The sequence below is a fragment of the Isoptericola sp. NPDC060185 genome, from assembly GCF_042728595.1.
In the GTDB taxonomy this organism is placed as follows: domain Bacteria; phylum Actinomycetota; class Actinomycetes; order Actinomycetales; family Cellulomonadaceae; genus Isoptericola.
The window spans coordinates 1-22,849 of sequence record NZ_JBHWYY010000064.1 but is presented as its reverse complement, the minus strand read 5'-3'; the positions used below and the strand labels follow the sequence as shown (position 1 = coordinate 22,849).

General features: G+C 72.8%; 19 protein-coding genes. 13 read left to right on the top strand and 6 right to left on the bottom strand.

The genetic code is table 11. The features are described from left to right. Positions 1–72 precede the first annotated feature (72 nt). Entirely contained in the window at positions 73–1,041 is a 969-nt protein-coding gene (locus tag ACFWDO_RS16755) for an SMP-30/gluconolactonase/LRE family protein (protein ID WP_380327074.1), read from the bottom strand. 363 nt (positions 1,042–1,404) lie between these two features. Here ACFWDO_RS16755 and gdhA point away from each other — a divergent pair, with 363 nt between their 5' ends. After that, a complete protein-coding gene (gdhA, locus tag ACFWDO_RS16750) occupies positions 1,405–2,742 on the top strand; it encodes an NADP-specific glutamate dehydrogenase (RefSeq protein ID WP_380327071.1) in 1,338 nt (445 codons plus the stop codon). 93 nt (positions 2,743–2,835) lie between these two features. On the opposite strand, the gene ACFWDO_RS16745 is transcribed toward gdhA, so the two are convergent. Together ACFWDO_RS16745 and ACFWDO_RS16740 are read right to left on the bottom strand one after the other, a co-directional pair. Continuing rightward, positions 2,836–3,321 (bottom strand): Dps family protein, encoded by a 486-nt coding sequence (locus ACFWDO_RS16745; RefSeq protein ID WP_380324194.1) that lies wholly within the window; start codon positions 3,319–3,321, stop codon positions 2,836–2,838. Positions 3,322–3,443: 122 nt separating this feature from the next. Next, the gene (locus ACFWDO_RS16740; RefSeq protein ID WP_380324192.1) at positions 3,444–4,379 is read right to left on the bottom strand and encodes an alpha/beta hydrolase family esterase; all 936 of its coding nucleotides are present in this window, start codon (positions 4,377–4,379) and stop codon (positions 3,444–3,446) included. 67 nt (positions 4,380–4,446) lie between these two features. Here ACFWDO_RS16740 and ACFWDO_RS16735 point away from each other — a divergent pair, with 67 nt between their 5' ends. Beyond that, on the top strand, positions 4,447–4,845 hold the full coding sequence (locus ACFWDO_RS16735; protein WP_380324189.1) for a hypothetical protein: 399 nt from the start codon (positions 4,447–4,449) through the stop codon (positions 4,843–4,845). A 97-nt stretch (positions 4,846–4,942) separates the two neighbouring features. Here ACFWDO_RS16735 and ACFWDO_RS16730 read toward each other — a convergent pair whose 3' ends face one another. Then, positions 4,943–7,174, bottom strand: coding sequence for an NADP-dependent isocitrate dehydrogenase (locus tag ACFWDO_RS16730; RefSeq protein ID WP_380324186.1), 2,232 nt, complete (start codon positions 7,172–7,174; stop codon positions 4,943–4,945). A gap of 157 nt (positions 7,175–7,331) precedes the next feature. Here ACFWDO_RS16730 and ACFWDO_RS16725 point away from each other — a divergent pair, with 157 nt between their 5' ends. Continuing rightward, on the top strand, positions 7,332–8,828 hold the full coding sequence (locus ACFWDO_RS16725; protein ID WP_380324183.1) for an RNB domain-containing ribonuclease: 1,497 nt from the start codon (positions 7,332–7,334) through the stop codon (positions 8,826–8,828). Between the two features lie 63 nt (positions 8,829–8,891). Here ACFWDO_RS16725 and ACFWDO_RS16720 read toward each other — a convergent pair whose 3' ends face one another. Continuing rightward, a complete protein-coding gene (locus tag ACFWDO_RS16720) occupies positions 8,892–9,329 on the bottom strand; it encodes a YybH family protein (RefSeq protein WP_380324180.1) in 438 nt (145 codons plus the stop codon). A gap of 245 nt (positions 9,330–9,574) precedes the next feature. On the opposite strand from ACFWDO_RS16720, the gene ACFWDO_RS16715 reads away from it, so the two are divergent. The 7 genes from ACFWDO_RS16715 (at position 9,575) to ACFWDO_RS16685 (ending at position 18,997) form a co-directional block, all read left to right on the top strand. Next, positions 9,575–11,326, top strand: coding sequence for an ABC transporter substrate-binding protein (locus tag ACFWDO_RS16715; RefSeq protein WP_380324177.1), 1,752 nt, complete (start codon positions 9,575–9,577; stop codon positions 11,324–11,326). Between the two features lie 148 nt (positions 11,327–11,474). Next, on the top strand, positions 11,475–12,467 hold the full coding sequence (locus ACFWDO_RS16710; RefSeq protein WP_380324174.1) for an ABC transporter permease: 993 nt from the start codon (positions 11,475–11,477) through the stop codon (positions 12,465–12,467). Further along, a complete protein-coding gene (locus ACFWDO_RS16705; protein ID WP_380324171.1) occupies positions 12,460–13,512 on the top strand; it encodes an ABC transporter permease in 1,053 nt (350 codons plus the stop codon). The genes ACFWDO_RS16710 and ACFWDO_RS16705 overlap by 8 nt, the downstream gene beginning before the upstream one ends. Further along, positions 13,509–14,432, top strand: coding sequence for an ABC transporter ATP-binding protein (locus tag ACFWDO_RS16700; protein WP_380324168.1), 924 nt, complete (start codon positions 13,509–13,511; stop codon positions 14,430–14,432). Before ACFWDO_RS16705 ends, ACFWDO_RS16700 begins: the two co-directional genes overlap by 4 nt. Next, entirely contained in the window at positions 14,429–15,259 is an 831-nt protein-coding gene (locus ACFWDO_RS16695; RefSeq protein WP_380324165.1) for an ABC transporter ATP-binding protein, read from the top strand. Before ACFWDO_RS16700 ends, ACFWDO_RS16695 begins: the two co-directional genes overlap by 4 nt. A gap of 380 nt (positions 15,260–15,639) precedes the next feature. Beyond that, positions 15,640–16,014 carry a sterol carrier family protein gene (locus ACFWDO_RS16690; RefSeq protein ID WP_380325899.1) on the top strand — a complete coding sequence of 125 codons (375 nt, stop codon included), beginning with the start codon at positions 15,640–15,642 and terminating at the stop codon, positions 16,012–16,014. A gap of 172 nt (positions 16,015–16,186) precedes the next feature. Beyond that, on the top strand, positions 16,187–18,997 hold the full coding sequence (locus ACFWDO_RS16685; protein ID WP_380325902.1) for an ExeM/NucH family extracellular endonuclease: 2,811 nt from the start codon (positions 16,187–16,189) through the stop codon (positions 18,995–18,997). A 134-nt stretch (positions 18,998–19,131) separates the two neighbouring features. Here the strand turns inward: ACFWDO_RS16685 and ACFWDO_RS16680 are convergent, their stop codons facing one another. Then, on the bottom strand, positions 19,132–19,404 hold the full coding sequence (locus ACFWDO_RS16680) for a GlsB/YeaQ/YmgE family stress response membrane protein (RefSeq protein ID WP_380325905.1): 273 nt from the start codon (positions 19,402–19,404) through the stop codon (positions 19,132–19,134). A 180-nt stretch (positions 19,405–19,584) separates the two neighbouring features. Here ACFWDO_RS16680 and ACFWDO_RS16675 point away from each other — a divergent pair, with 180 nt between their 5' ends. The 3 genes from ACFWDO_RS16675 (at position 19,585) to purM (ending at position 22,809) form a co-directional block, all read left to right on the top strand. Then, positions 19,585–20,031 (top strand): hypothetical protein, encoded by a 447-nt coding sequence (locus tag ACFWDO_RS16675; protein WP_380325908.1) that lies wholly within the window; start codon positions 19,585–19,587, stop codon positions 20,029–20,031. Between the two features lie 70 nt (positions 20,032–20,101). After that, positions 20,102–21,649, top strand: coding sequence for an amidophosphoribosyltransferase (gene purF, locus ACFWDO_RS16670; protein WP_380325911.1), 1,548 nt, complete (start codon positions 20,102–20,104; stop codon positions 21,647–21,649). Between the two features lie 53 nt (positions 21,650–21,702). Beyond that, entirely contained in the window at positions 21,703–22,809 is a 1,107-nt protein-coding gene (gene purM / locus ACFWDO_RS16665) for a phosphoribosylformylglycinamidine cyclo-ligase (protein ID WP_380325914.1), read from the top strand. Positions 22,810–22,849: the final 40 nt, after the last annotated feature.

Below are 22,849 nucleotides of genomic sequence, written 5' to 3'. Positions count from 1 at the left end.
GTTTGGCCCTGTTTCGGAGGCGAAACAGGGCCAAACGCCCGCTCACAGCGTTCTGGGCAGTGGGGTAGCGGGTCAGCCGGCGAAGGGGTTCGTCGTCACCTGGTAGGGCGGGGTGGCGGGGCCGTCGCCGAACTCACTCTCGACGAAAAGGACGCGCCCGCGGAGCTCCTTGGCCGTGGTGAAGACCTTGGTCGGGTCGGTGTCCTGCTGGCCGAGGTAGCGGGCCTGCGATCCGTCGGCGGACAGCCGCAGCGTGGCGATCGCGTGGTCGAAGTTGCGCACCACGGTGAGGCGGTTGCCCTGCCGCACGAGGCCGTCGGCGTTCACGAGGTCCGCGGCACCGGTGTCGATCGCGCGGACCGAGCCGTCGAGCCCGAAGCGCCACAGGTCGCCCGTGTTGCCCTGCGCGACGACGAACGCGCTGCGGTCGGCCGACAGCACGATGCCGCCGAGGTTGAAGCCCTCCTGGCGCTCGACCGTGCCGGTGGCGTCGGCCCAGACCTCGGCCTCCCAGCCGTCCGCCCCCTGCGCGACGCGGTAGATGCGGGGGTCGTTGGAGTCGGTGAAGTAGGCGGCGCCGTCCGGGCCGATCGCGACGTCGTTGAGGAACGCCTCGTCGGCGGGCACCTGGAGCGCGGCGAGCAGGTCGCCCTCGGGCGAGTACACCCACAGGTCGGGGCGGTCGCCCGTGAGACCGTTCGGGCCGCCGGCGACGTAGACGTTCCCCGCGGCGTCCACGGTGATGCCGCGCGCCGTGGTGCGGCCGTCGGCGCCCTCGGGCAGCCACTCCTTGGTCCGGCCGTCGCGCACGTCGCCGCGATGGATCTCGCCGCCGGTGACCTCGCTGACGTAGAAGGTGCCGCGGCGCTGGTCGGCGCCGATGCCCTCGAACCGGCTGCCCTCGGGGTCGCCGGTGAGCGCGTACGAGGCGGGGCGCCCGTGGTCGACGTCCCCCTGCGCGAGGGCCGGCTGGGCGCCGACCAGGCCCAGGCCGCCGAGGGCCGCGGCGGCGGTGACGGTGGCGACGAGTCGCTTGTTCATCGAGCTCTCCTGACTGCTTCCACGAGCCGCGTCTCGGCTCCGGCGTCCAGCGTGCGACGCCGCGGACGGCCGAGGCATCGCACGGCCGGGGACGGCGGCCTCATCCGAACGGATGAGGCGGGCCGCGGATGAGACGCGCGCCACGTGGGGCTTCCGTCGTCGAAGGCCTTCGACGACGTGAACTCTCGCGTCACCTGCCCGGTCGGCGCGAGAGATCGCACCACGGGCCTCCGGGGACCGGATCGCGCCGTCTCGCCGCGTGAGATGGCGTCTCGCCGGTCGGCTACCCTGCGAAGGTCGTGCGTGTGCCGTGCCGCCCTCCCGGGCCCGCGGGCGCGTCCCCACCGACCGGGAGGAGCCCCGATGGAAGACCGTCTGCAGCCAGTGTTCGCCGAGGTGCTGCGGCGCAATCCCGGCGAGGTGGAGTTCCACCAGGCCGTGCGCGAGGTCTTCGAGTCGCTGGGCCCGGTGCTGCGCAAGAACCCGCAGTACGTGGAGGCGGCGGTCCTCGAGCGCATCTGCGAGCCCGAGCGGCAGATCATCTTCCGCGTGCCGTGGGTCGACGACACCGGCCGCGTGCGGATCAACCGCGGCTTCCGCGTCGAGTACAACTCGGCCCTCGGCCCGTACAAGGGCGGCCTGCGCTTCCACCCCTCGGTCTACCTGGGGATCGTGAAGTTCCTCGGCTTCGAGCAGATCTTCAAGAACGCGCTCACCGGCCTGCCCATCGGCGGCGGCAAGGGGGGCTCCGACTTCGACCCGCGCGGCCGCTCGGACGGCGAGGTCATGCGGTTCTGCCAGTCGTTCATGACCGAGCTGTACCGCCACATCGGCGAGTACACGGACGTGCCGGCCGGCGACATCGGCGTGGGCGCCCGCGAGGTCGGGTACCTGTTCGGGCAGTACAAGCGGATCACCAACCGCTACGAGTCCGGCGTGCTCACCGGCAAGGGCCTCACCTGGGGCGGCTCGCTCGTGCGTCGTGAGGCCACCGGCTACGGCGCGGTCCTCTTCGCGCAGAGCATGCTCGGCACGCAGGGCGAGAGCCTGGACGGCCGCCGCGTCTCGGTCTCCGGCTCCGGCAACGTCGCGATCTACGCCGCCGAGAAGGCCGCGCAGCTCGGCGGCCGCGTCGTGACGTTCTCCGACTCCTCCGGCTACGTCGTCGACGAGGCCGGCATCGACCTCGACCTCCTCAAGGAGATCAAGGAGGTGGAGCGCGGCCGCGTCGCGGACTACGTGGAGCGCCGCCCGGGCGCGCGCCTCGTGACCGACGGCAGCATCTGGGACGTCCCCACCGACGTCGCGCTGCCGTGCGCCACGCAGAACGAGCTCAGCGAGGCGGACGCCAAGCAGCTCGTTGCGAACGGCGTGCGCGCCGTCGCGGAGGGCGCCAACATGCCCACGACGCCCGAGGCCGTGGGGCTCCTGCGCGACGCCGGCGTGCTGTTCGGCCCGGGCAAGGCGGCCAACGCCGGCGGTGTGGCCACCTCGGCGCTCGAGATGCAGCAGAACGCGTCCCGCGACTCGTGGAGCTTCGAGCACACCGAGTCCCGCCTCGCGGAGATCATGACCAACATCCACGACAACTGCCTCGCCACGGCGGAGGAGTACGACGCCCCGGGCGACTACGTCGTCGGCGCGAACATCGCGGGCTTCACCAAGGTGGCCGACGCGATGATCGCCTTCGGCGTGATCTGACCGGCACAGGCCTCGACGAACGACGACGGCGCGTCCCCGACCGGGGGCGCGCCGTCGTCGTGACCGGGTCCGGGCGATCGCCCGCGGGCCGGCTCAGACCTCGTGGTTCTCCGACGAGATCATCCACGCCTGCTTCTCGAGGTCGGTGATGATCTCGTGCAGCAGGTCGGCCGTGGTCGGGTCCTCCGCGTCGACGTCGTCGTGCACCTCGCGCGCGACCTCCGTGGCCTGCGCCACGCGCTCGACGATCGCGTCGACCGTGTCCTCGACGGACACCAGGCCAGCGGGGTACGGGGACAGGTCCGTCGTGGTGGCGACGGTCTCGGTGCGCCCGTCCGGCACGGCCTGGAGCGCGCGGAGCCGCTCGGCGACGGCGTCGCTGTGCTCGCGGGCGACGTCGACCAGCTCGTCGAGCTGGAGGTGCAGGTCGCGGAACCCGCGGCCGGTGACGTTCCAGTGGGCCTGCTTGCCCTGGACGTGCAGGTCGACCAGCGCGACGAGCACGCGCTGCAGGTGGGCGCGGAGGGTGTCGGACGCGGCGGCGCGGGGAGTGATGCGCTTCATCGTGGGAGTGGTCATGGGTGAACCTTCCTTCCGGTGACGATCGCTCTCTTGAACCATTCCAGGTTAGGGAGCCTTCCCGCGCGCCGCCAGCAAGGCCAGGCGAGCCTTGGTCGGGCGCTGGCAGACAGGCAGACGGCTCAGCGCTCGCCCGTCACGAGGTCGAGCACCGACGTCGCGAACGTCCCGGTGAGGGCGGGGGCGTGCCCGGCGCCCGCGATCGACCACAGCTCGACCGAGGTGCCGCCCGAGCACCCGTCCCACGTCGTCGCGGTGGTCTCGGCCTCGGGGATCGCCCCGTCGAGGTCGCGCCCTGCGGTGGCGCCCGTGGGCGCCGGGTCGCAGCCGTCGAGGCGTGCCCAGTCGGCGGCGGACCTCGCGGCCGACGGGTAGGCGTGCCCGTCGCGGACCCCGCCGTCCGCGCGGATGACGGCGTCGGCGGTGCCGTGCGCCTGCACGACGGTCACCGCGCGCGAGGGACGGCAGGCGCCCTCGTCCGCGGGCATCGCCCCCGCGAGCGACACGGCGACGGACACGAGGTCGGCGTGGTCGCACGCCGTGCGGTAGGCCATGAACCCGCCGTTCGAGTACCCGACGACGGCGACCCGGTCCGGGTCCACGGCGTACGTGGCCCCGAGCGTGCGGATCACGAGAGCGAGGTAGGCGGAGTCGTCGACGCCGGCGCGGTCGACGCCGCAGCAGGCGTCGCTCGCGTTCCAGAACCGCCGGCCGTCGGGGCCCTCCGTCCCCTCGGGCAGGGCGTAGAGCACGCCGCGCGCGAGCGCCCCGTCGCGCAGCCCGAGGGCGGCGTCCACGCGGGCGGCGCCGGAGCCGAGGCCGTGCAGGACGACGACCAGCGGGGCCGGGCGGGCGGGGTCGTACGAGGGCGGCACGTGGACCTGGACGGGCCGACCGCCGACGTCGACGCTGCCGGTCGCGCCGGGCGGCAGCGCCTCGGCGGCCGCGAGCACCAGGGGCGGCTCCGCCGACTGCGGCGGCACCCGGGAGCCGCAGGCCGCCAGGAGCAGCGCGACCACCGCGAGGATGGTCGCCGCGAGGGCCCGGTGCGCCGGCATGCCGCCGATTGTCGCGTGCGCGACGCGCCCGGCATAGGCTGAAAAAGGGTGCGGAGGTGGTGCTCCGATGACGTGGCAGCTGGCGCTCGTGACGGTGGCGGTCGTGGCGTTCGTGACGGTCGCCGCATGGTCGTGGGTGCGCTCGGGAGCGCACCGGGAGGCCGTCGAGCGGCGGTCGCGCCGCCGTCGGGACCTCGCGTCCGACCCGCTCCTGACGCTGACCGTCCAGGTGCGCCTGGGTGAGCTCTCGCGCGAACTGCGCGCCATCGACGACGACCCGCAGGTGTACGCGCGTGCGCACCACTCCCGCGCGGCGCAGTCGGCGTACGACGCCCTGCTCCGGGAGGCGTGCCGCCTCGCCGGGCTGAGCGTCGTCGACCTGCCGGTGCGCGCCGGCGAGCGCGCCGAGTCCGCGGAGCGGCTGCGCGAGGAGCTGGAGCTCAGCTCCCGCGGCTGGTCCTGGTAGCACGCCGAGGTAGTTCCCCCTAGGAGGTCGGACCACCCCGGGGGAACTACCTCGGCGATTTTCGAACTACCTCGCGAGATTCCGGACTACCTCGGCGCTACAGGGCCTCGAGCGCCGTGTTGAAGGTGGCGGACGGGCGCATCACCGCGGCGGCCTTGGCCGCGTCGGGGCGGTAGTAGCCGCCGATGTCGGCGGGCGAGCCCTGCACGCCGACGAGCTCGGCGACGATCGTCGACTCCTGCTCGGCGAGCGACGCGGCCAGCGGCCCGAACGCGGCGGCCAGCTCGGCGTCCTCCGACTGCGCGGCGAGCTCCTGGGCCCAGTACAGCGCCAGGTAGAAGTGCGAGCCGCGGTTGTCGATCCCGCCGACGCGGCGCGTCGGGGACTTGTCCTGGTCGAGGAACGTGCCCGTGGCGCGGTCGAGGGTGTCCGCGAGCACCTGGGCGCGCGCGTTGCCGGTGGCCGTGGCCAGGTGCTCGAACGACGCGGCCAGCGCGAAGAACTCGCCGAGCGAGTCCCAGCGCAGGTAGTTCTCCGCGAGCAGCTGCTGCACGTGCTTCGGGGCGGAGCCGCCGGCGCCGGTCTCGAAGAGCCCGCCGCCGTTCATCAGCGGCACGACGGACAGCATCTTGGCCGACGTCCCCAGCTCGAGGATGGGGAACAGGTCCGTGTTGTAGTCGCGCAGCACGTTGCCGGTCACCGAGATGGTGTCCAGGCCCTGGCGGATGCGCGCGAGGGAGAATGCCGTCGCCTCGGCCGGCGCCATGACGTGGATGTCGAGGCCCTCGGTGTCGTGGTCGCCCAGGTACTCCTCGACCTTGGCGATGAGCTGCGCGTCGTGGCCGCGCTGCGCGTCGAGCCAGAACACGGCGGGGGAGCCGGTGGCGCGGGCGCGGTTGACGGCGAGCTTGACCCAGTCGCGGATGGCGACGTCCTTGGTGGTGCAGGCGCGCCAGATGTCGCCGGCCTGGACGTCGTGGCTCAGCAGCACGTCGCCGGCCGCGTTCACGACCTCGACGGTGCCGTCGGCGGGGATCTCGAACGTCTTGTCGTGCGAGCCGTACTCCTCGGCCTTCTTGGCCATGAGGCCGACGTTGGGCACGGAGCCCATCGTGGCCGGGTCGAGGGCGCCGTTCGCGCGGCAGTCGTCGATGACGGTCTGGTAGACGCCCGCGTACGACGAGTCAGGGATGACGGCGAGCGTGTCGTGCTCCTTGCCGTCAGGGCCCCACATGTGGCCGCCGCCGCGGATCATCGCGGGCATGGAGGCGTCGATGATGACGTCGGACGGCACGTGCAGGTTGGTGATGCCGCGGTCGGAGTCGACCATGGCGAGCGCCGGGCCGTCGGCCAGGCCCTGCTCGACGGCGGCCTTGATGGCGGCGCCGTCGGGCAGCGTGTCGACGGCGGCGAGGAGGCCGCCGAGGCCGTCGTTGGGGGAGATGCCCGCGGCCTTGAGCTGGTCGCCGTACTGCTCGAACAACGCCGGGAAGAACGCCTGCACGACGTGGCCGAAGATGATCGGGTCGGAGACCTTCATCATCGTGGCCTTGAGGTGCGCGGAGAACAGCACGCCCTCCGCCTTGGCGCGGGCGACCTGCTCCGCGAGGAAGGTGTTCAGCGCCGCGACGGACATGAACGTCCCGTCGACGACCTCGCCGGCCTCGACCTTCAGGCCGTCCTTGAGCACGGTCGAGCCGGCCGGGGTGACCAGGCGGATCGTCAGGGTGTCGTCGGCGGGGATCACGACCGACTTCTCGTGGGAGAAGAAGTCGCCGGAGCTCATCGTCGCGACGTTCGTCTTCGAGTCCGCCGACCAGGCGCCCATGCGGTGCGGGTGCGCCTTGGCGTAGTTCTTCACCGAGGCGGGCGCGCGGCGGTCCGAGTTGCCCTCGCGCAGCACGGGGTTGACGGCCGAGCCCTTGACCTTGTCGTACCGGGCGCGCACGTCCTTCTCGGCGTCGGTCTGCGGGTCCTCGGGGTAGTCGGGCACGTCGTAGCCCTGGCCCTGCAGCTCGGCGATCGCGGCCTTGAGCTGCGGCTGGGAGGCCGAGATGTTCGGCAGCTTGATGATGTTGGCCTCGGGGGTGGTGGCCAGCGCGCCCAGCTCGGCGAGGGCGTCGCCGATGCGCTGGTCGTCGCTCAGGCGCTCCGGGAACTGGGCCAGGATGCGACCGGCGAGGGAGATGTCGCGCGTCTCGAGCGTGACCCCGGCCTGGGCGGCGTACGCCTCGACGATCGGGAGGAACGAGTACGTCGCGAGCAGCGGCGCCTCGTCGGTGTGCGTGTAGATGATCGTGGCGGCCTCGGGCCGGGACTCGGTGGTCATGCGGCGATGCTCCCTAGGCAGGGCAGTGATGGACGAGAGATTGTTTGACATCAAGATATCTGGCCGCGGCGGAGCCTGTCGAAAACGGGACGCACGCCATACCGGTGCGGCGGCCGCTCGCCGCGCGGCCCCGACGGCGCGCCGTTACCGTCGAGCCGTGCCGACGCGTCAGCTCCATCTCGCCCATGCCGGCCCGGCCGAGGTCGCGGACGCCCTCGCCGCACTCCGCGCCGAGGTGGGGCTGCCCGCAATGTTCCCCGCCGCGGTCCGCGACGAGGCGCAGGAGGCCGCGAAGGGCGGCGGTTCGTCGGTCGACGGCGGCCAGGCGCGGCAGGATCGGCGCGACGTCGAGCTCGTGACCATCGACCCGCCGGGCTCCATGGATCTCGACCAGGCGGTCCACGTCGCGTCGTCCGGCCGCGGCTACATCGTGCGCTACGCCATCGCGGACGTCGCCGCCTTCGTGGCCCCGGGCGGCGCGCTCGACGCCGAGACCCACCGGCGCGGCACCACGGTCTACGGCCCGGACGTGCGCACGCCGCTGCACCCGCCCGTCCTGTCCGAGGGCGCCGCCAGCCTGCTGCCCGACGAGGACCGGCCCGCCGTCCTGTGGACGATCGGGCTGGACGCGGAGGGCGAGATCACCAGCACCTCGGTGACGCGCGCGACGGTCCGCTCCCGGGCCCGCCTCACCTACGGCGAGGCGCAGGCCCAGCTCGACGCCGGCACGGCGTCCGACTCCTTGGCCCTGCTGGCCGACGTCGGGCGGCTGCGCCAGGCGCGCGAGCGCGACCGCGGCGGGGTGTCGCTGGAGGTGCCCGAGCAGGAGATCGTGCCGCACGAGGACGGCACGTTCGCCCTCGAGCTGCGCCGCACGCTGCCCGTGGAGGGGTGGAACGCGCAGATCTCGCTCCTCACCGGCATCGCCGCGGCCGCGATGATGCGCGAGGCCGGGGTGGGCCTGTTCCGCACTCTGCCGCCCGCCGACGACCGGGACGTCGCGCGGCTGCGGCGCACCGCCGCCGCGCTGGGCATCGACTGGTCGGACGACGTCTCGTACGCGCAGCTCGTGCCCACGCTGGAGTCGCGCCGCCCGGCCCACGCGGCGTTCCTCTCCGAGGCGACGTCGCTCTTCCGCGGCGCGGGCTACCTGGCATTCGGGGTGCCGGGGCCCGACGGCGGGGCGCCGGTACCGCTCCCGGCCGACGCGCGGCACGCGGCGATCGCCGCCGAGTACGCCCACGTCACCGCGCCGCTGCGCCGGCTCGCCGACCGCTACGCCACCGAGGTGTGCCTCGCGCACGGCGCGGGGCGGGAGGTGCCGGCCTGGGTGGCCGACGCCCTGCCCGCCCTGCCCGAGACGATGGCGGCGGCGTCCCGCACGGCCGGTGCGTTCGAGCGCGGCAGCGTCGACATCGTCGAGGCGGCGCTGCTGGCGGGCCGCGAGGGCGAGGGGTTCGACGGCGTCGTCGTGGACGTGCGCGGTGCGAAGGGCGACGCCGAGGGCGGGGTGCAGCGCGGCGAGATGATGCTGACCGAGCCTGCGGTCCGGGCGCGCGTCGACGGCGCCGACCTGCCCCTCGGCGAGCGCGTCCGGGCGACCCTCGCCGCGGCGTCCGTCCCCGAGCGGCGGGTGCTGTTCACCGTGCCCTGACGCTGCCCTGACGCTGCCCTGACGCGGCACCGACGCCGGCCGCCCCGGCCGGGCGGCCGTCGGTCAGGGTTCGAGGTCGGTGATCCCGGCGCCGGTGCGCACGTCGAGCGGCACCGAGACCTGGTCGTGCGCGACCACCCAGCGGTCGCCGTCGCGGCGCAGGCCGAACGTCCCGCGCACCCACATGCCGCCCACGGCCGTGCCGTCGGCGAGGGTGCCGCTGAGCCGGCCGAACGCGTGCCCGAAGGCGACGCGGTCGTCGACGGTGAGGGTGAGGTCGCGCAGCTCGTAGTCGACCGTGGCGAAGGTGTCGAACACCCGCGTCCAGTTGCGCAGCTTGGCGTCGATCCCGACGTGCTGCAGGGGCGGCTCGACGTCGAACGACACGACGTCGTCCGCGTAGAGGTCGCGCAGCACGTCGAGGTCCTTGGCGCGCAGGGCGTCGGCGATCGACCCGAGCCGTCGCCGGATCTCGGCGGGGTGGTCCTGTGTCGCGGTCATGGTGGGCTCCGTCCTGAGTGGTCCTCGTGGTCGTCCACCGTCCCGACGAGACAGCGGGCCGAGACGTGAGGCCGGCCCGGTCGTCGGCGTCGTGACCGCACGAGGTGACGTTTTGATAACACTCCTGCCTTATAACGATTCAACCCCTAGCGGACCACCCCGATGTATTCGTTAAGGTTCCTGCCCTACGGCCATTGCGGTACCACCGCGGCGTGACGACGCGTCGCCTTCCGGAAGGACCCACGATGAACCGACGTACGACGCGAGGCCGGTGGCTGATGGCGGCCGCTGCCCTCACGAGCGTGACCCTCCTGGCCGCCGGGTGCTCCGGTGGCGACGGGGAGGGCAACAAGGACGGGAGCTCCTCGAGCGCCCCCGCGGCCGAGGGCAAGGCCACCGACCGCGAGCTCGTGATCTGGGCCGGCTCCCAGACCCCGATCACGGCCAACTTCAACCCCTACGCCGTGGGCGTGCTCCACCTCGCCAACGGCGGCATCTACGAGACGCTCTTCGCCTTCAACAAGCTCCAGGACGTGGACCCGACGCCGATGCTGGCCGAGTCCTACGAGTGGAACGCGGACGGCACCGAGCTCACGGTCAAGATCCGCCAGGGTGTGACGTGGAACGACGGCGAGGCGTTCACCGCCGACGACGTCGTCTACTCGTTCACCAACGCCACCGCCAAGCCCGTGTACCTCAAGGACGCCGTCGCGAAGGACGAGTCCACGGTCGTCTTCTCGTTCGACGACCCGGCCTACGCCAACGAGTTCGCGATCCTCGGCAGCACCTACATCGTGCCGGAGCACGTCTTCGCCGAGCACGAGAAGGACTCCGGCAAGGACGCCGAGGGCAACGCGCTCGAGGGCCTGGTGGCCTGGGCCAACGCGGAGAAGCCCGTCGGCACCGGCCCGTACATGGTGGACAGCACCTCGAACGCGGCCTACACCGCCAAGGCCAACCCGAACTACTGGGGCGGCACCCCGAAGGTCGCCTCGCTGCGGTACGTCGGCATCGACCAGAACCAGTCCGCCGAGGACCTGCTCACCACCGGCCAGATCGACTGGTCGACGATGTTCGTCCCCGACCCGGACCGCGTCACGTCGACCGGTGCGTACGGCTACGTGAACACCCCGGTCGACCCGACCGTGCTGTACACCTGCGCCAACGTCGACCTCGGCTGCGAGGGCGACCAGACGGACGTCGCCGTCCGCCAGGCCCTCAACGTCGCGATCGACCGCAAGGCGATCAACGACAAGGCCTTCGTCGGCCTCGCCAAGGAGATCTCGCCGACGTTCGCCCTGCTCGGGCGCGACGACAAGTGGATCGCCGACGGCATGCCCAAGGAGTCGCCGCAGACCGCGGACGCCGCGGCCGCCGCGAAGATCCTCGAGGACGCCGGCTACACCAAGGACGACAAGGGCTTCTACGGCAAGGACGGCAAGGCGATCGACCTGACGCTCACGTCGGTCGACGGCTGGACGGACTACAACAGCGCCGCAAAGCTCATCGAGGAGCAGGCCAAGGCGGCCGGCATCAAGGTGACCGCGTCCACCATCTCGTGGAACGAGTTCGCCGACGCCCGCGTCTCCGGCGAGTTCGAGCTCATCATGGGCGGCGTCGTCGGCACCTCGATCGCCGACCCGTTCCAGATCTACCGCGAGTGGTTCACCGGCGACTACACCCAGAAGGTCGGCAAGGCCCTCGAGCCCGGCGAGTGGAACTTCTCCCGGTACGACAACGACGACGTGAACGCGGCCGTCCAGGCCGCCTCCGAGACGAACGACGAGGCCGCCAAGAAGGACGCCTACGCCACCGTCCAGGAGCACATCGTCGAGGACCTGCCGTACATCCCGCTGGTCGTGAACGCGTCGCAGACGTTCTTCAACACGACGGCCTACTCCGGCTGGCCCACCGACGACGACATGTACATGTTCCCGCCGTCGTGGCAGGGCCCGTCCTCGGGCGTCATCCTCGGCAAGCTCGGCGGCGCCGAGTAGTCGACCCACCAGACCGGGTGACCGGCGGGCCCGCCCGTCGGTCGCCCGGTCCGGCGCACCCGCGCCCTGCACCACCAGCACCACGACGACGTGACGCACCAACGAGGAGGAGCCGCATGCCCGCGAACCCGAAGGGCGGCCCGACCCCATGAAGTTCTACCTGAGGCGGATCGCCTTCTACGCAGTCACGCTGTGGGCCGCGATCTCGCTGAACTTCTTCATCCCGCGCCTGCTGCCGGGTGACCCGTTCGACATCCTCATGGCCAAGCTGCAGCGCGCCGGAGGCATCCCGGCGGGCACCGAGAACAGCATCCGGCTCCTCCTCGGCGCCGCCGAGAACCAGTCCCTGTGGGACCAGTACCTCACGTACTGGAAGAACGTCCTCACCGGCAACCTCGGCGTCTCCATCACCAACTTCCCGACGCCCGTCACCGAGCTCATCGGCGACGCGATCCCGTGGACCCTCGGCCTGGTCGGCACCGCCACGATCATCTCGTTCGTGCTGGGCATCGGGCTCGGCGCGTTCGCCGGCTGGAAGCGCGGCACGTGGGTGGACAGCCTCGTCCCCAGCACCACGATGTTGCAGTCGCTGCCGTACTTCTGGGTGGCACTCGTCCTCATCTTCGTGTTCGCCGTGAACCTGCAGTGGTTCCCGATCATCGGCGCCTACGACGTCTTCCACTTCAACGGTCCCGAGTGGAGCTGGGCCTTCGTCGGCTCCGTGCTCTACCACGCGTTCCTCCCCGCGCTGACGATCGTGATCTCGTCGGTCGGCGGCTGGCTGCTCGGGATGCGCAACATGATGGTCTCCACCCTGTCGGAGGACTACGTCACCACCGCCGAGGCCAAGGGCCTGCGGCCCCGCCGGGTGTTCACCACCTACGCGATGCGGAACGCGGCCCTGCCGTCGCTCGCCGGGTTCGGCGTCTCCCTCGGCTTCGTCGTCGCCGGCTCGCTCGTCATGGAGCAGGTCTTCACCTACCCCGGCGTCGGCAAGCTCATGATCACGGCCGTCCGCAACAACGACTACGCGCTGATGCAGGGGGTCTTCCTCGTCATCACGCTCGCGGTCCTCGCGGCGCTGTTCCTCATGGACCTCATCTACGGCTTCCTGGACCCGAGGACGCGCCACAATGACTGATACCCAGACACCCGACACGACGACGGCCGCCGCCGCGGCTCCCGTGAAGAAGTCCGCGCTCCGCCAGATGCTGCCCTCCATGTCGGGCAAGCTGATCGCCGGGCTCGTCCTCATCGGCGCGATCCTGCTCTTCGCGATCGTCGGGCCGTTCCTCACGCAGGACCCGCACAGCTCCGCCAACGACCCGATGCTGCCGCCGCAGCCGGGCCACTGGCTCGGCACCACGAGCCTCGGCTACGACGTCCTCGCGCAGCTCGCCGAGGGTGCCCGCGGCTCGCTGCTGGTCGGCGTGACCGCCGGCCTCATCGCCATCGTGCTGGCGCTCCTGTTCGGCGTCATCGCCGGCTACATGCGCGGCTGGACCGACGAGGTCCTCTCGCTGATCACCAACATCATGATCGTCATCCCCGGCCTGCCGCTGATGATCGTGATCGCCAGCTACCTCCAGGTGCGCAGCACGCTGCTGGTGGCCCTGATCCTCGGCGTGACCGGCTGGGCCGGCGGGGCGGTCGTGCTGCGCTCCCAGGCCCGCTCGCTGCGCGTGCGCGACTACGTCTCCGCCGCCCGCGTGGCCGGCGAGAAGACCCCGCGGATCATCCTCGTCGAGGTGCTGCCCAACCTGCTGCCCCTGCTGGCGTCGCAGTTCCTGTTCGCCATCATCCTGTCGATCCTCGGCGAGGCCGGCCTGTCCTACCTCGGCCTCGGGCCCAACGGCCAGATCACGTGGGGCACCATGCTCAACGAGGCGCAGGGCGGCAGCGCGCTCTCCCGCGGCGCCTGGTGGTGGTTCGTCCCGCCGGGCCTGCTGATCGCGCTGTTCGGCACCGGCCTGTCGCTCGTCAACTTCGCCATCGACGAGATCGTCAACCCGAAGCTGCGCCTCGCGCCGGCCGCCGCCAAGAGCGTGCGCGAGGCCCGCAAGGCCGGTCGGGACAAGCTCGGGCGCGGCGCAGCCGAGCCCGTTACGGCCGCCGTTCCCGCGGGCGACGACGCCCCGACCGACCCGCAGGACTCGCCCGGCCAGAAGGAGAGGGTCGACGTATGACCACCGCCACCACCACGGGCCCGCTGAGCTCCGCGACCCACGCCGAGCACGTCGCCGGCCTCGAGCCGGTCCTCACCGCCCGGCACGTCTCCATCGAGTACGAGGTCGACCCGCCCGTCCGCGCCGTCCAGGACGTCTCGCTGACGCTGCACCGCGGCGAGATCCTCGGCCTCGCCGGCGAGTCCGGCTGCGGCAAGACGACCCTCGCCTACGGCCTCAACCGGCTCCTCAAGCCGCCGGCGATCCTGCGCTCCGGCGAGGTCACGTTCCACGACGCGAACGGCACCGACATCGACGTCGTCGGCCTCACCGGCGACTCGCTCCGGGCGTTCCGCTGGGACAAGGTCTCCATGGTGTTCCAGGGCGCGATGAACTCGCTCAACCCGGTCATCAGCATCCGCAAGCAGCTCGGCGACGTGCTCACCACCCACCGGCCGCAGATGGGCAAGAAGGAGCGGGCCGAACGGTCCGCCGAGCTGCTCGAGCTCGTCGGCGTCGACCCCACGCGCCTCGACAGCTTCGCCCACGAGCTCTCCGGCGGCATGCGCCAGCGCGTCATGATCGCGATGGCCATGGCGCTCAGCCCGCAGGTCATGATCATGGACGAGCCGACGACGGCGCTCGACGTCGTCGTCCAGCGCGGCATCCTCCGCGAGATCATGCGGCTGCGCGAGCGGTTCAACTTCGCCGTCGTGTTCATCACGCACGACCTGCCCCTGCTGCTCGAGATCAGCGACCGCATCGCCGTCATGCGCGCCGGCGAGATCGTCGAGCTCGACACGTCCGAGTCGATCTACGCGCGGGCCCAGCACCCGTACACGCGGCAGCTGCTGAGCTCGTTCCCGAGCCTCACTGGCGACCGCGGCTCGTTCGTCCGCACCGGCGTCTCCCAGGACGCCCCCGAGGAGGAGGCGTCATGAGCGGCAGCCTCGAGGTCCGCCACCTCGTCAAGGAGTTCAAGGTCCGCAACGGGATGAGGAGCACCAAGCTGCGGGCCGTCAACGACGTGTCCTTCACCCTCGAGCCGGGCAAGACCATCGCGCTCGTCGGCGAGTCCGGCTCCGGCAAGTCGACCGTGGCCAAGATGATCTCCCAGCTCGAGACCCCGACCACCGGGGAGATCCTGCTCGACGGGAACCCCGTGCTGCGGCGCGGGAAGGGGCTGGCGTCCTACCGGCACCAGGTCCAGATGGTCTTCCAGGACCCGTTCGCGTCGCTCAACCCGTACCACACCGTGGGTCACCACCTGGAGCGGCCGCTGCGCCTGCACGGCGTCGCGTCCGGGGCCGGGCTCGAGACCGCCGTCCACGACCTGCTGGAGCGCGTCAACCTCACGCCCGCCGAGATCTACGCGGTGAAGCGGCCCCACGAGATGTCCGGCGGGCAGCGGCAGCGCGTCGCCATCGCCCGGGCCCTCGCGCCCGGCGCGCGGTTCCTCGTCGCCGACGAGCCCGTCTCCATGCTCGACGTGTCCATCCGGCTCGGGGTGCTCAACCTCCTCGCGCGCCTGCAGCGCGAGGAGAACCTCGGCGTCCTCTACATCACCCACGACCTCGCCACCGCCCGGCACTTCAGCGACGAGATCATCGTCATGTACCGGGGCGACATCGTGGAGCGGGGGCCGTCCGACGAGGTCATCCTCAACCCGCAGCACGACTACACGAAGACGCTGCTCGCTGCTGCTCCGGAGCCGTCCCGTCACGGGCGGCTGCGGGAAGAGGTGCGGGCGGAGCTGGCTGCTTCTTAGGTGCTGTCTCGCGTGGTTGCTTCCGCGCGGGTCGGCGAGTGCGCCGCGGCGACTGCTTCGCATGGGTCAGTGGGTGGGGGTGCTTCCGCGCGGGTCGGCGACTGCTTCGCGCGGACGCGTTCACGGGCGCCAGGGCGCCCTCCACTTCGGGAGGGATACGTCCGCGCGAAGCACTCGCCGACCCGCGCTTCGCTGTCACCGCACCCAGCGCCCGCGCCGACAGGGAACCCGATCCCGGCTCGACCTGAGCTGGTACGAGGGGCGCCGCGCATTGAGGGCCGCGCCCTCCTCGCGGTCCCATGACGGGCGATGACCACGCCGTGCCGGAGGGGAGGCGTGCACGACCGGGACGAGGCGGCGCCGAGGCATAGGGTGCTGGCGTGCCTGCTCGACGACGGACCGACCCTGCCGCGGGGCGCGCGGCCGTGGCCGCGTGGCTGGAGGGTGACTCCTCGCGCCCGGTGGTGACCACCGCGGTGCGGTTCACCCTGGAGGAGCTGGCGGACGTCGCGCCCGGGAACTCCGTGGAGGTGCGGGTGCCGCCCGCCGGGGCGGTGCAGGCCGTCGCCGGGCCGCGGCACACGCGGGGGACGCCGCCCAACGTCGTGGAGACCGACGTCGAGACCTGGCTCGGCCTGGCCACGGGCCGGCTGACGTGGGACGACGCCGTCGGGTCCGGTCGGGTGAGCGCGTCGGGGGAGCGTGCCGACCTGGCCGCGCTGCTGCCGCTGCAGGCGGCGCGACCGCGGCGCTGAGCAGGACCCGCGCGCGCGATCGCGGGTGTCGGCGCCGTCCGCTACGTTCGGCGGCACCGGGCAGGTGCTGCCGGGTCGCGGACGACGGCGTCCGGTGACCTGGGGTTCAACCGTGGTTCACACGGTCCTGCTTGGGTGACGTCACCCGCACGTCCGCCGCAAAGGAGCCACCGTGACCCCACCCCGTTCCGCCCGCCGCCGAGGACCGCTCGCGGCCGCCGTGACGGCCGCGCTCGTCCTGCCCGCCGGGGCGGCCCTCGCCGCGCCCGCGTCCGCCGCCGTCTCGCCCGCCGCGCCCGTCGTCATCGACGAGGTGTACGGGGGCGGCGGCAACAGCGGCGCCCCGTTCAACCAGGACTTCGTCGAGCTGTACAACCCGACGGACCAGCCCGTCTCCCTCGACGGCTGGTCGGTGCAGTACGCGTCGGCCGCCGGCACCTGGGCCAACGGCGCGCAGACCGCGCTGCGCGGCCAGATCCCCGCCCGTGGCTCGTACCTCGTCGCGCAGGCCCTGGGCGCGAACACCTCGCTGCCCGCGCTGCCCACGCCCGACGTCACCGGCACGATCGCGATGTCCGGCACGGGCGCCAAGGTCGCCCTCGTGCGCAGCACCGACCGGCTATCGTGCACCGGCGCCGACTGTGCCGCGGCCGCCGACGTCGTCGACCTCGTGGGCTGGGGCCCGACCGCGAACGCCTGGGCCGGTTCCGGCCCGGCGCCCGCCACCACGAACGCGACGTCGGTCGCGCGCCGCGCCCACGCGCACACCGCCGACAACGCCGCCGACTTCGCGGCGGGGGCGCCGACGCCGGCCGCGAGCGGCACCGACCCGGGCACCGACCCCGGCCCCGGCGAGGACGCGACGATCGCGGAGATCCAGGGCACCGGCGCCACCTCGCCGCTGGCCGGGAAGACCGTGACGACCGCCGGCGTCGTCACCGCCACGTACCCCACGGGCGGCTTCGACGGCCTGTACCTGCAGACCGCGGGGAGCGGCGGCGACCCCGCCGCCGACGCCACCCCCGGCGCCTCCGACGCCGTGTTCGTCTACTCCCGTGCGGCCGCGCAGCAGCTCGAGATCGGCGACCACGTGGAGGTCACGGGCACCGTCAGCGAGTATTCGGGCCTGACGGAGGTCAGCGCCGACGTGTGGACCGTGCTCGACGAGCCCGCCGCGGTGGAGCCCCTGGCCACGACCTGGCCCGCCACGGAAGCCGAGCGGGAGGCGCTCGAGGGCATGCTGCTCGCGCCCCAGGGCGACTTCACCGTCACCGACAACTACGACACCAACTTCTACGGCACCGTCGGCCTCGCGGCCGGCAGCACGCCGCTGGTGCAGCCGACGACGGTCGGCCGGCCCGGGTCGCCCGAGGCGAAGGAGCAGGCCGAGGACAACGCGGCCCGCGCTGTGCTGCTCGACGATGGCGCGTCGACGAACTACAGCTCGGCCACCAACTCGAGCCAGCCGCTGCCGTGGCTGACAGGCGGCGAGCCGGTGCGGGTCGGGGCCGCCGTGACGTTCACGCGCCCCGTGATCGTCGACTTCCGCTACGACGCCTGGGGGCTCCAGCCGCAGCACCGGCTCACCCCCGACGTGGCCGACGCGGTGCAGCCGGCCACGTTCGAGGACACGCGCGAGGCGTCGCCGCAGGACGTGGGTGGGACGCTCCAGGTGGGCACGTTCAACGTGCTCAACTACTTCACGACCACGGGTGACCAGCTCGATGGGTGCACCTACTACACCGACCGCGCGGGCGACCCGGTGACGGTCCGTGGCGGGTGCGACGCCCGCGGCGCCGCGCAGGCCGACGACCTGGAGCGGCAGCAGACCAAGATCGTCGCCGCGATCTCCGCGCTGGGCGCCGACGTCGTCTCGCTCGAGGAGATCGAGAACTCCGCGACCTTCGGCAAGGACCGCGACCAGGCGCTCTCCGACCTCGTCGACGCGCTGAACGCGCACGACGGCGCCGGCACCTGGGCGTACGTCGCGTCGCCGGCGGACCTGCCGGCCAGCGAGGACGTGATCCGCACGGCGTTCGTCTACCGCACGACGGGCGCCGAGCCCGTGGGCCCCTCGCGGATTCTCGACGACCCGGTGGCGTTCGGCAACGCGCGCCAGCCGCTCGCGCAGGTGTTCCAGCCGGCAGGCGGGGTCGACGCCGACCCGGGCGACGACGTCGTGGTGATCGCCAACCACTTCAAGTCGAAGGGGTCGGCCGGCCCCTGGCCGGGCGACAAGGACACCGGCGACGGCCAGGGCGCCTCGAACGAGTCCCGCGTGCGGCAGGCGACCGCGCTGGTCGCCTTCGCCGACGACGTGGCCGACGACGCCGGCACCGACGCGGTGCTGCTCGTGGGCGACCTCAACTCCTACGAGCAGGAGGACCCGGTCATGGTCCTCACCGACGCCGGCTACACGGACCTCGGCCCCACCACCGGCGAGTACACGTACGCGTTCGACGGCGCCGTCGGCTCGCTCGACCACGCGCTCGCCTCCCCGGGCCTGATCGACCGGGTGTCCGGCACGGACATCTGGAACATCAACGCGTACGAGCCGGTGGCGAACGAGTACAGCCGGTACAACTACAACGCGACGATCCTCTACGACGAGACGCCGTTCCGGTCGTCGGACCACGACCCGCTGCTCGTGGGGCTCGACCTCGCGCCCGCGGCGCCCGCGTGGTCGGCGAGGGCCACCTACACGAAGGGCGACCGTGTGGTGTTCGACGGCGGGCTCTTCGAGGCGCTGTGGTGGTCGCGCGGCGACGAGCCCGGGGCCTCCACGAAGGGGCCGTGGGCCGAGGTCGGGGCGCCGGTCGTCACGCCCGCGGGGACGTTCCCGGCCTGGACGGACACCTGGGTGTACGGCGCCGGCGACGTCGTCGTGCACGACGGTCATCGCTGGGAGGCGCGCTGGTACTCGCGCGCCGACGAGCCCGGCGCCACGCGGCACAGCCCGTGGCGGGACCTCGGGATCGCCTGACCGGCGCGGGGACGCCGGACGCCCGCCGCGCCGGCCGAGACCACCACCCGTGGTCTCGGCGGGTGCGGCGGGCGTCGTCGTGCTCGGGCTTCGTCGGCCCTGACCGTCGGCCCTGACCGTCCGCCCGGCCGGCGTCAGGGCTGCTGCTTGCGGCTGCCCATGCCCGCGACGAGGGAGACGCCCACCGCGGCCAGCACGATCTGGAAGGCCAGCTCCAGCCAGTCGATGCCGTCCGTGTCCTTGACCCCGACGAGGTCCGCGATCCACGTGCCCAGCAGGGCTGCGACGATCCCGACGAGGATCGTCACGAGGATCGAGACGTTCTGCCGCCCGCGGACGACCAGCCGTCCCAGGGCGCCGATGATCGCGCCGATGATGATCGCGCTGATGATGCCGGAGATGCTCACGATGCTTCCCCTTCCCGACGATGCCTTCTCGTCGACTCGGCGACGGCGCAGGTCGCGCCCGGATCGACCGTACGGCGGGCGGCCGTTGCACGCCGGGCGGGCGTGGCGCGCGAGGGCCGGCAAGAGGGCAGCGCGACGGCGACGACCGGAGGGTTCCGCCGGGTGACTTAGGCTCGTGGGGTGACCAGCTCCACCCCCGACGGCCCCGCCGGCGCCCGTCCCGTGCCCGAGGACGCCGCGAACGGCGGCACCGCGAACGACCGCCCCGCGACGCCCGGGACGGCCGGCGACGTCCCGGCGCCGGCCGCGCCCGCCGACGCCCCGGCGGACGACGCGCCGACCCTGCACGTGCCCGAGGAGCCGCAGGAGGTGACGCTGCTCGTCGACCCGGAGCGGGTCCGTCGCGCCCCCAAGTACCCCGTCTTCCTGTGGGTGGGTGCGCTGGTCGGCGCCGTCGTGGGCCTGATCTTCTCGACGTGGCTCATCGACGTCTCCGGCTCCGCCGAGACGTTGATGAAGCCGGGCGTCTACGTGTCGGTCACCATTCTCGGCGGCATCGCCGTCGGCCTCGGCGTCGCCGGGCTGATCGCGGTGATCTCCGACCGGCGCAGCCTGCGCCGCCGCTGAGCCGTCCGCCCGCCCCCGCGCACCCGTCCGCGCAGGTCGGCCCTCCGGGCTCCTGTGGGATACTCGGACCATGCCCTTGCGCCCTGACGGCCGCCTGAACCATGACCTCATGCCCGGCGAGAAGGGCCCCCAGGACGCGTGCGGCGTCTTCGGGGTCTGGGCCCCCGGTGAGGAGGTCGCCAAGCTCGCCTACTTCGGTCTGTACGCGCTGCAGCACCGCGGACAGGAGTCCGCGGGCATCGCGACCAGCAACGGAGAGCAGATCCTCGTCTACAAGGACATGGGTCTCGTGTCCCAGGTCTTCGACGAGACGGCGCTCGACGCCCTCACCGGCCACCTCGCCGTCGGCCATTGTCGGTACTCCACCACGGGTGGTGTGACCTGGGAGAACGCCCAGCCGACGCTCGGCGCGACGGCGGGTGGCACCGTCGCCCTCGGGCACAACGGCAACCTCACCAACTCCGCCGAGCTCGTCAACCTCGTGGCCGAGCGCTACGGCGCGCAGCGGCGCGGCGAGCTCGCGCGCGGCAACACCACGGACACGGCGCTCATCACCGCGCTGCTCGCGGGCGACGCCGACCACACCCTCGCCCAGACGGCGCTCGAGGTGCTCCCGCGTCTGCGCGGCGCCTTCTCGCTCGTCTTCATGGACGAGGGCACCCTGTACGCCGCGCGCGACCCGCAGGGCGTGCGCCCGCTGGTCCTGGGGCGCCTCCAGCGCGGCTGGGTGGTCGCGTCCGAGACGCCCGCCCTCGACATCGTCGGCGCGTCGTACGTCCGCGACGTCGAGCCCGGCGAGCTCATCACCATCGACGCCGACGGCCTGCACTCCGACCGCTTCGCCGAGCCCGAGCGCGCCGGCTGCGTGTTCGAGTACGTGTATCTGGCGCGCCCGGACAACACGATCAACGGCCGTTCCGTGCACGCGTCGCGCGTGGCGATGGGCCGTGCGCTGGCCCGCGAGCACCCGGTCGAGGCCGACCTCGTCATCCCGACCCCCGAGTCCGGCACGCCGGCCGCCGTCGGGTACGCCGCCGAGTCGGGCATCCCGTTCGGCCAGGGCCTGACGAAGAACGCGTACGTGGGGCGCACCTTCATCCAGCCGTCCGACACGCTGCGTCAGCTCGGCATCCGGCTCAAGCTCAACCCCCTGCGTGAGGTCATCCGCGGCAAGCGCCTCGTCGTCGTCGACGACTCGATCGTGCGCGGCAACACGCAGCGCGCCCTGGTGCGGATGCTCCGCGAGGCGGGGGCCGCGGAGGTGCACGTGCGCATCTCCTCCCCGCCGGTGAAGTGGCCGTGCTTCTACGGCATCGACTTCGCCTCGCGTGCCGAGCTCATCGCCAACGGGCTCACGCCGGACGAGATCGGGCAGACCCTGGGAGCCGACTCCCTCGGCTACATCTCGCTCGAGGGCATGATCGAGGCCACCGAGCAGCCCGCCTCGCAGCTGTGCGCGGCCTGCTTCACGGGCAAGTACCCGATCGAGCTCCCCACCGCCGACCAGCTCGGCAAGCACCTGCTGGAGCAGGCCGAGCTGCCCCTCGGCGCCCCCGAGGACGGGCTCCGGCAGGTCGCCGTGGGTGCCGGCGGCTCCACCGCCCTCGACCACCCCTGACCGCCGGCTGACACCCCAGCCGACCGACACAGCCGACGAACGGTGAGCCACACGTGACGAACGAACCCCTGACCTACGCCGCGGCCGGCGTCGACACCGAGGCCGGCGACAAGGCCGTCGAGCTGATGAAGGACGCGGTGCGGCGCACGCACGGGCCCGCCGTCCTCGGCGGCGTGGGCGGGTTCGCCGGGCTCTTCGACCTGTCGGCGATCCGCGAGTACCGCAAGCCGCTGCTCGCCACGTCCACGGACGGCGTCGGCACCAAGGTCGCGATCGCCCAGGCGCTCGACAAGCACGACACGATCGGCTTCGACCTCGTCGGCATGGTCGTGGACGACATCGTCGTGGTCGGTGCCGAGCCGCTGTTCATGACGGACTACATCGCCACCGGCAAGGTCGTCCCCGAGCGCGTCGCCGACATCGTGCGCGGCATCGCGCAGGCGTGCGAGGTGGCCGGCACGGCCCTCGTGGGCGGCGAGACGGCCGAGCACCCGGGCCTCCTGGAGCCCGACGAGTACGACGTCGCGGGCGCGGCGACGGGCATCGTCGAGGCGGATGCCGTGCTCGGCCCGGACCGGGTGCGCGCGGGCGACGTGCTCGTCGCGATGGGCTCGAGCGGCCTGCACTCCAACGGCTACTCGCTGGTGCGCGCGGTCGTGAGGCACGCGGGCTGGTCGCTCGACCGGCACGTCGAGGAGTTCGGCCGCACCCTGGGCGAGGAGCTGCTGGAGCCCACGCGCGTGTACGCGCGCGACGTGCTCGCGCTCGCCGAGGACCCGGCCGCCCAGGTGCACGCGTTCACGCACGTGACCGGTGGCGGGCTCGCGGCGAACCTCGCGCGCGTGCTGCCCGAGGGCACGGTGGCCACGGTCGACCGCTCGTCGTGGGAGGTGCCCGCCGTCTTCCGCACGGTGCGCGACCTCGGCTCGGTGCCGCGCCGCGACCTGGAGAACACCCTCAACCTCGGCGTCGGGATGGTGGCGGTGGTCGGCGCCGACGGCGTGGACGCGGCGCTGGCCACGCTGGCCGCGCGCGGCGTGCCCGCCTGGGTGCTGGGCTCGGTGGCGGACCTGGACCCGGCCGCGCCGGCCGAGGACCTCGTCGCGGGGACCAAGGGCGTGCACGGCGGGGCCGTGAGGATGACCGGCGACTACCGCTGACGGTGAGCCTCGCGCAGACGAAGGGCCGGACGGCGATTGC

Coding starts and splice junctions, on each gene's coding strand:
- ACFWDO_RS16755 (WP_380327074.1), bottom strand. CDS start 1,041: ATGAACAAGCGACTCGTCGCCACCGTCACCGCCGCCGCGGCCCTCGGC.
- gdhA (WP_380327071.1), top strand. CDS start 1,405: ATGGAAGACCGTCTGCAGCCAGTGTTCGCCGAGGTGCTGCGGCGCAAT.
- ACFWDO_RS16745 (WP_380324194.1), bottom strand. CDS start 3,321: ATGACCACTCCCACGATGAAGCGCATCACTCCCCGCGCCGCCGCGTCC.
- ACFWDO_RS16740 (WP_380324192.1), bottom strand. CDS start 4,379: ATGCCGGCGCACCGGGCCCTCGCGGCGACCATCCTCGCGGTGGTCGCG.
- ACFWDO_RS16735 (WP_380324189.1), top strand. CDS start 4,447: ATGACGTGGCAGCTGGCGCTCGTGACGGTGGCGGTCGTGGCGTTCGTG.
- ACFWDO_RS16730 (WP_380324186.1), bottom strand. CDS start 7,174: ATGACCACCGAGTCCCGGCCCGAGGCCGCCACGATCATCTACACGCAC.
- ACFWDO_RS16720 (WP_380324180.1), bottom strand. CDS start 9,329: ATGACCGCGACACAGGACCACCCCGCCGAGATCCGGCGACGGCTCGGG.
- ACFWDO_RS16715 (WP_380324177.1), top strand. CDS start 9,575: ATGAACCGACGTACGACGCGAGGCCGGTGGCTGATGGCGGCCGCTGCC.
- ACFWDO_RS16710 (WP_380324174.1), top strand. CDS start 11,475: ATGAAGTTCTACCTGAGGCGGATCGCCTTCTACGCAGTCACGCTGTGG.
- ACFWDO_RS16705 (WP_380324171.1), top strand. CDS start 12,460: ATGACTGATACCCAGACACCCGACACGACGACGGCCGCCGCCGCGGCT.
- ACFWDO_RS16700 (WP_380324168.1), top strand. CDS start 13,509: ATGACCACCGCCACCACCACGGGCCCGCTGAGCTCCGCGACCCACGCC.
- ACFWDO_RS16695 (WP_380324165.1), top strand. CDS start 14,429: ATGAGCGGCAGCCTCGAGGTCCGCCACCTCGTCAAGGAGTTCAAGGTC.
- purF (WP_380325911.1), top strand. CDS start 20,102: ATGCCCTTGCGCCCTGACGGCCGCCTGAACCATGACCTCATGCCCGGC.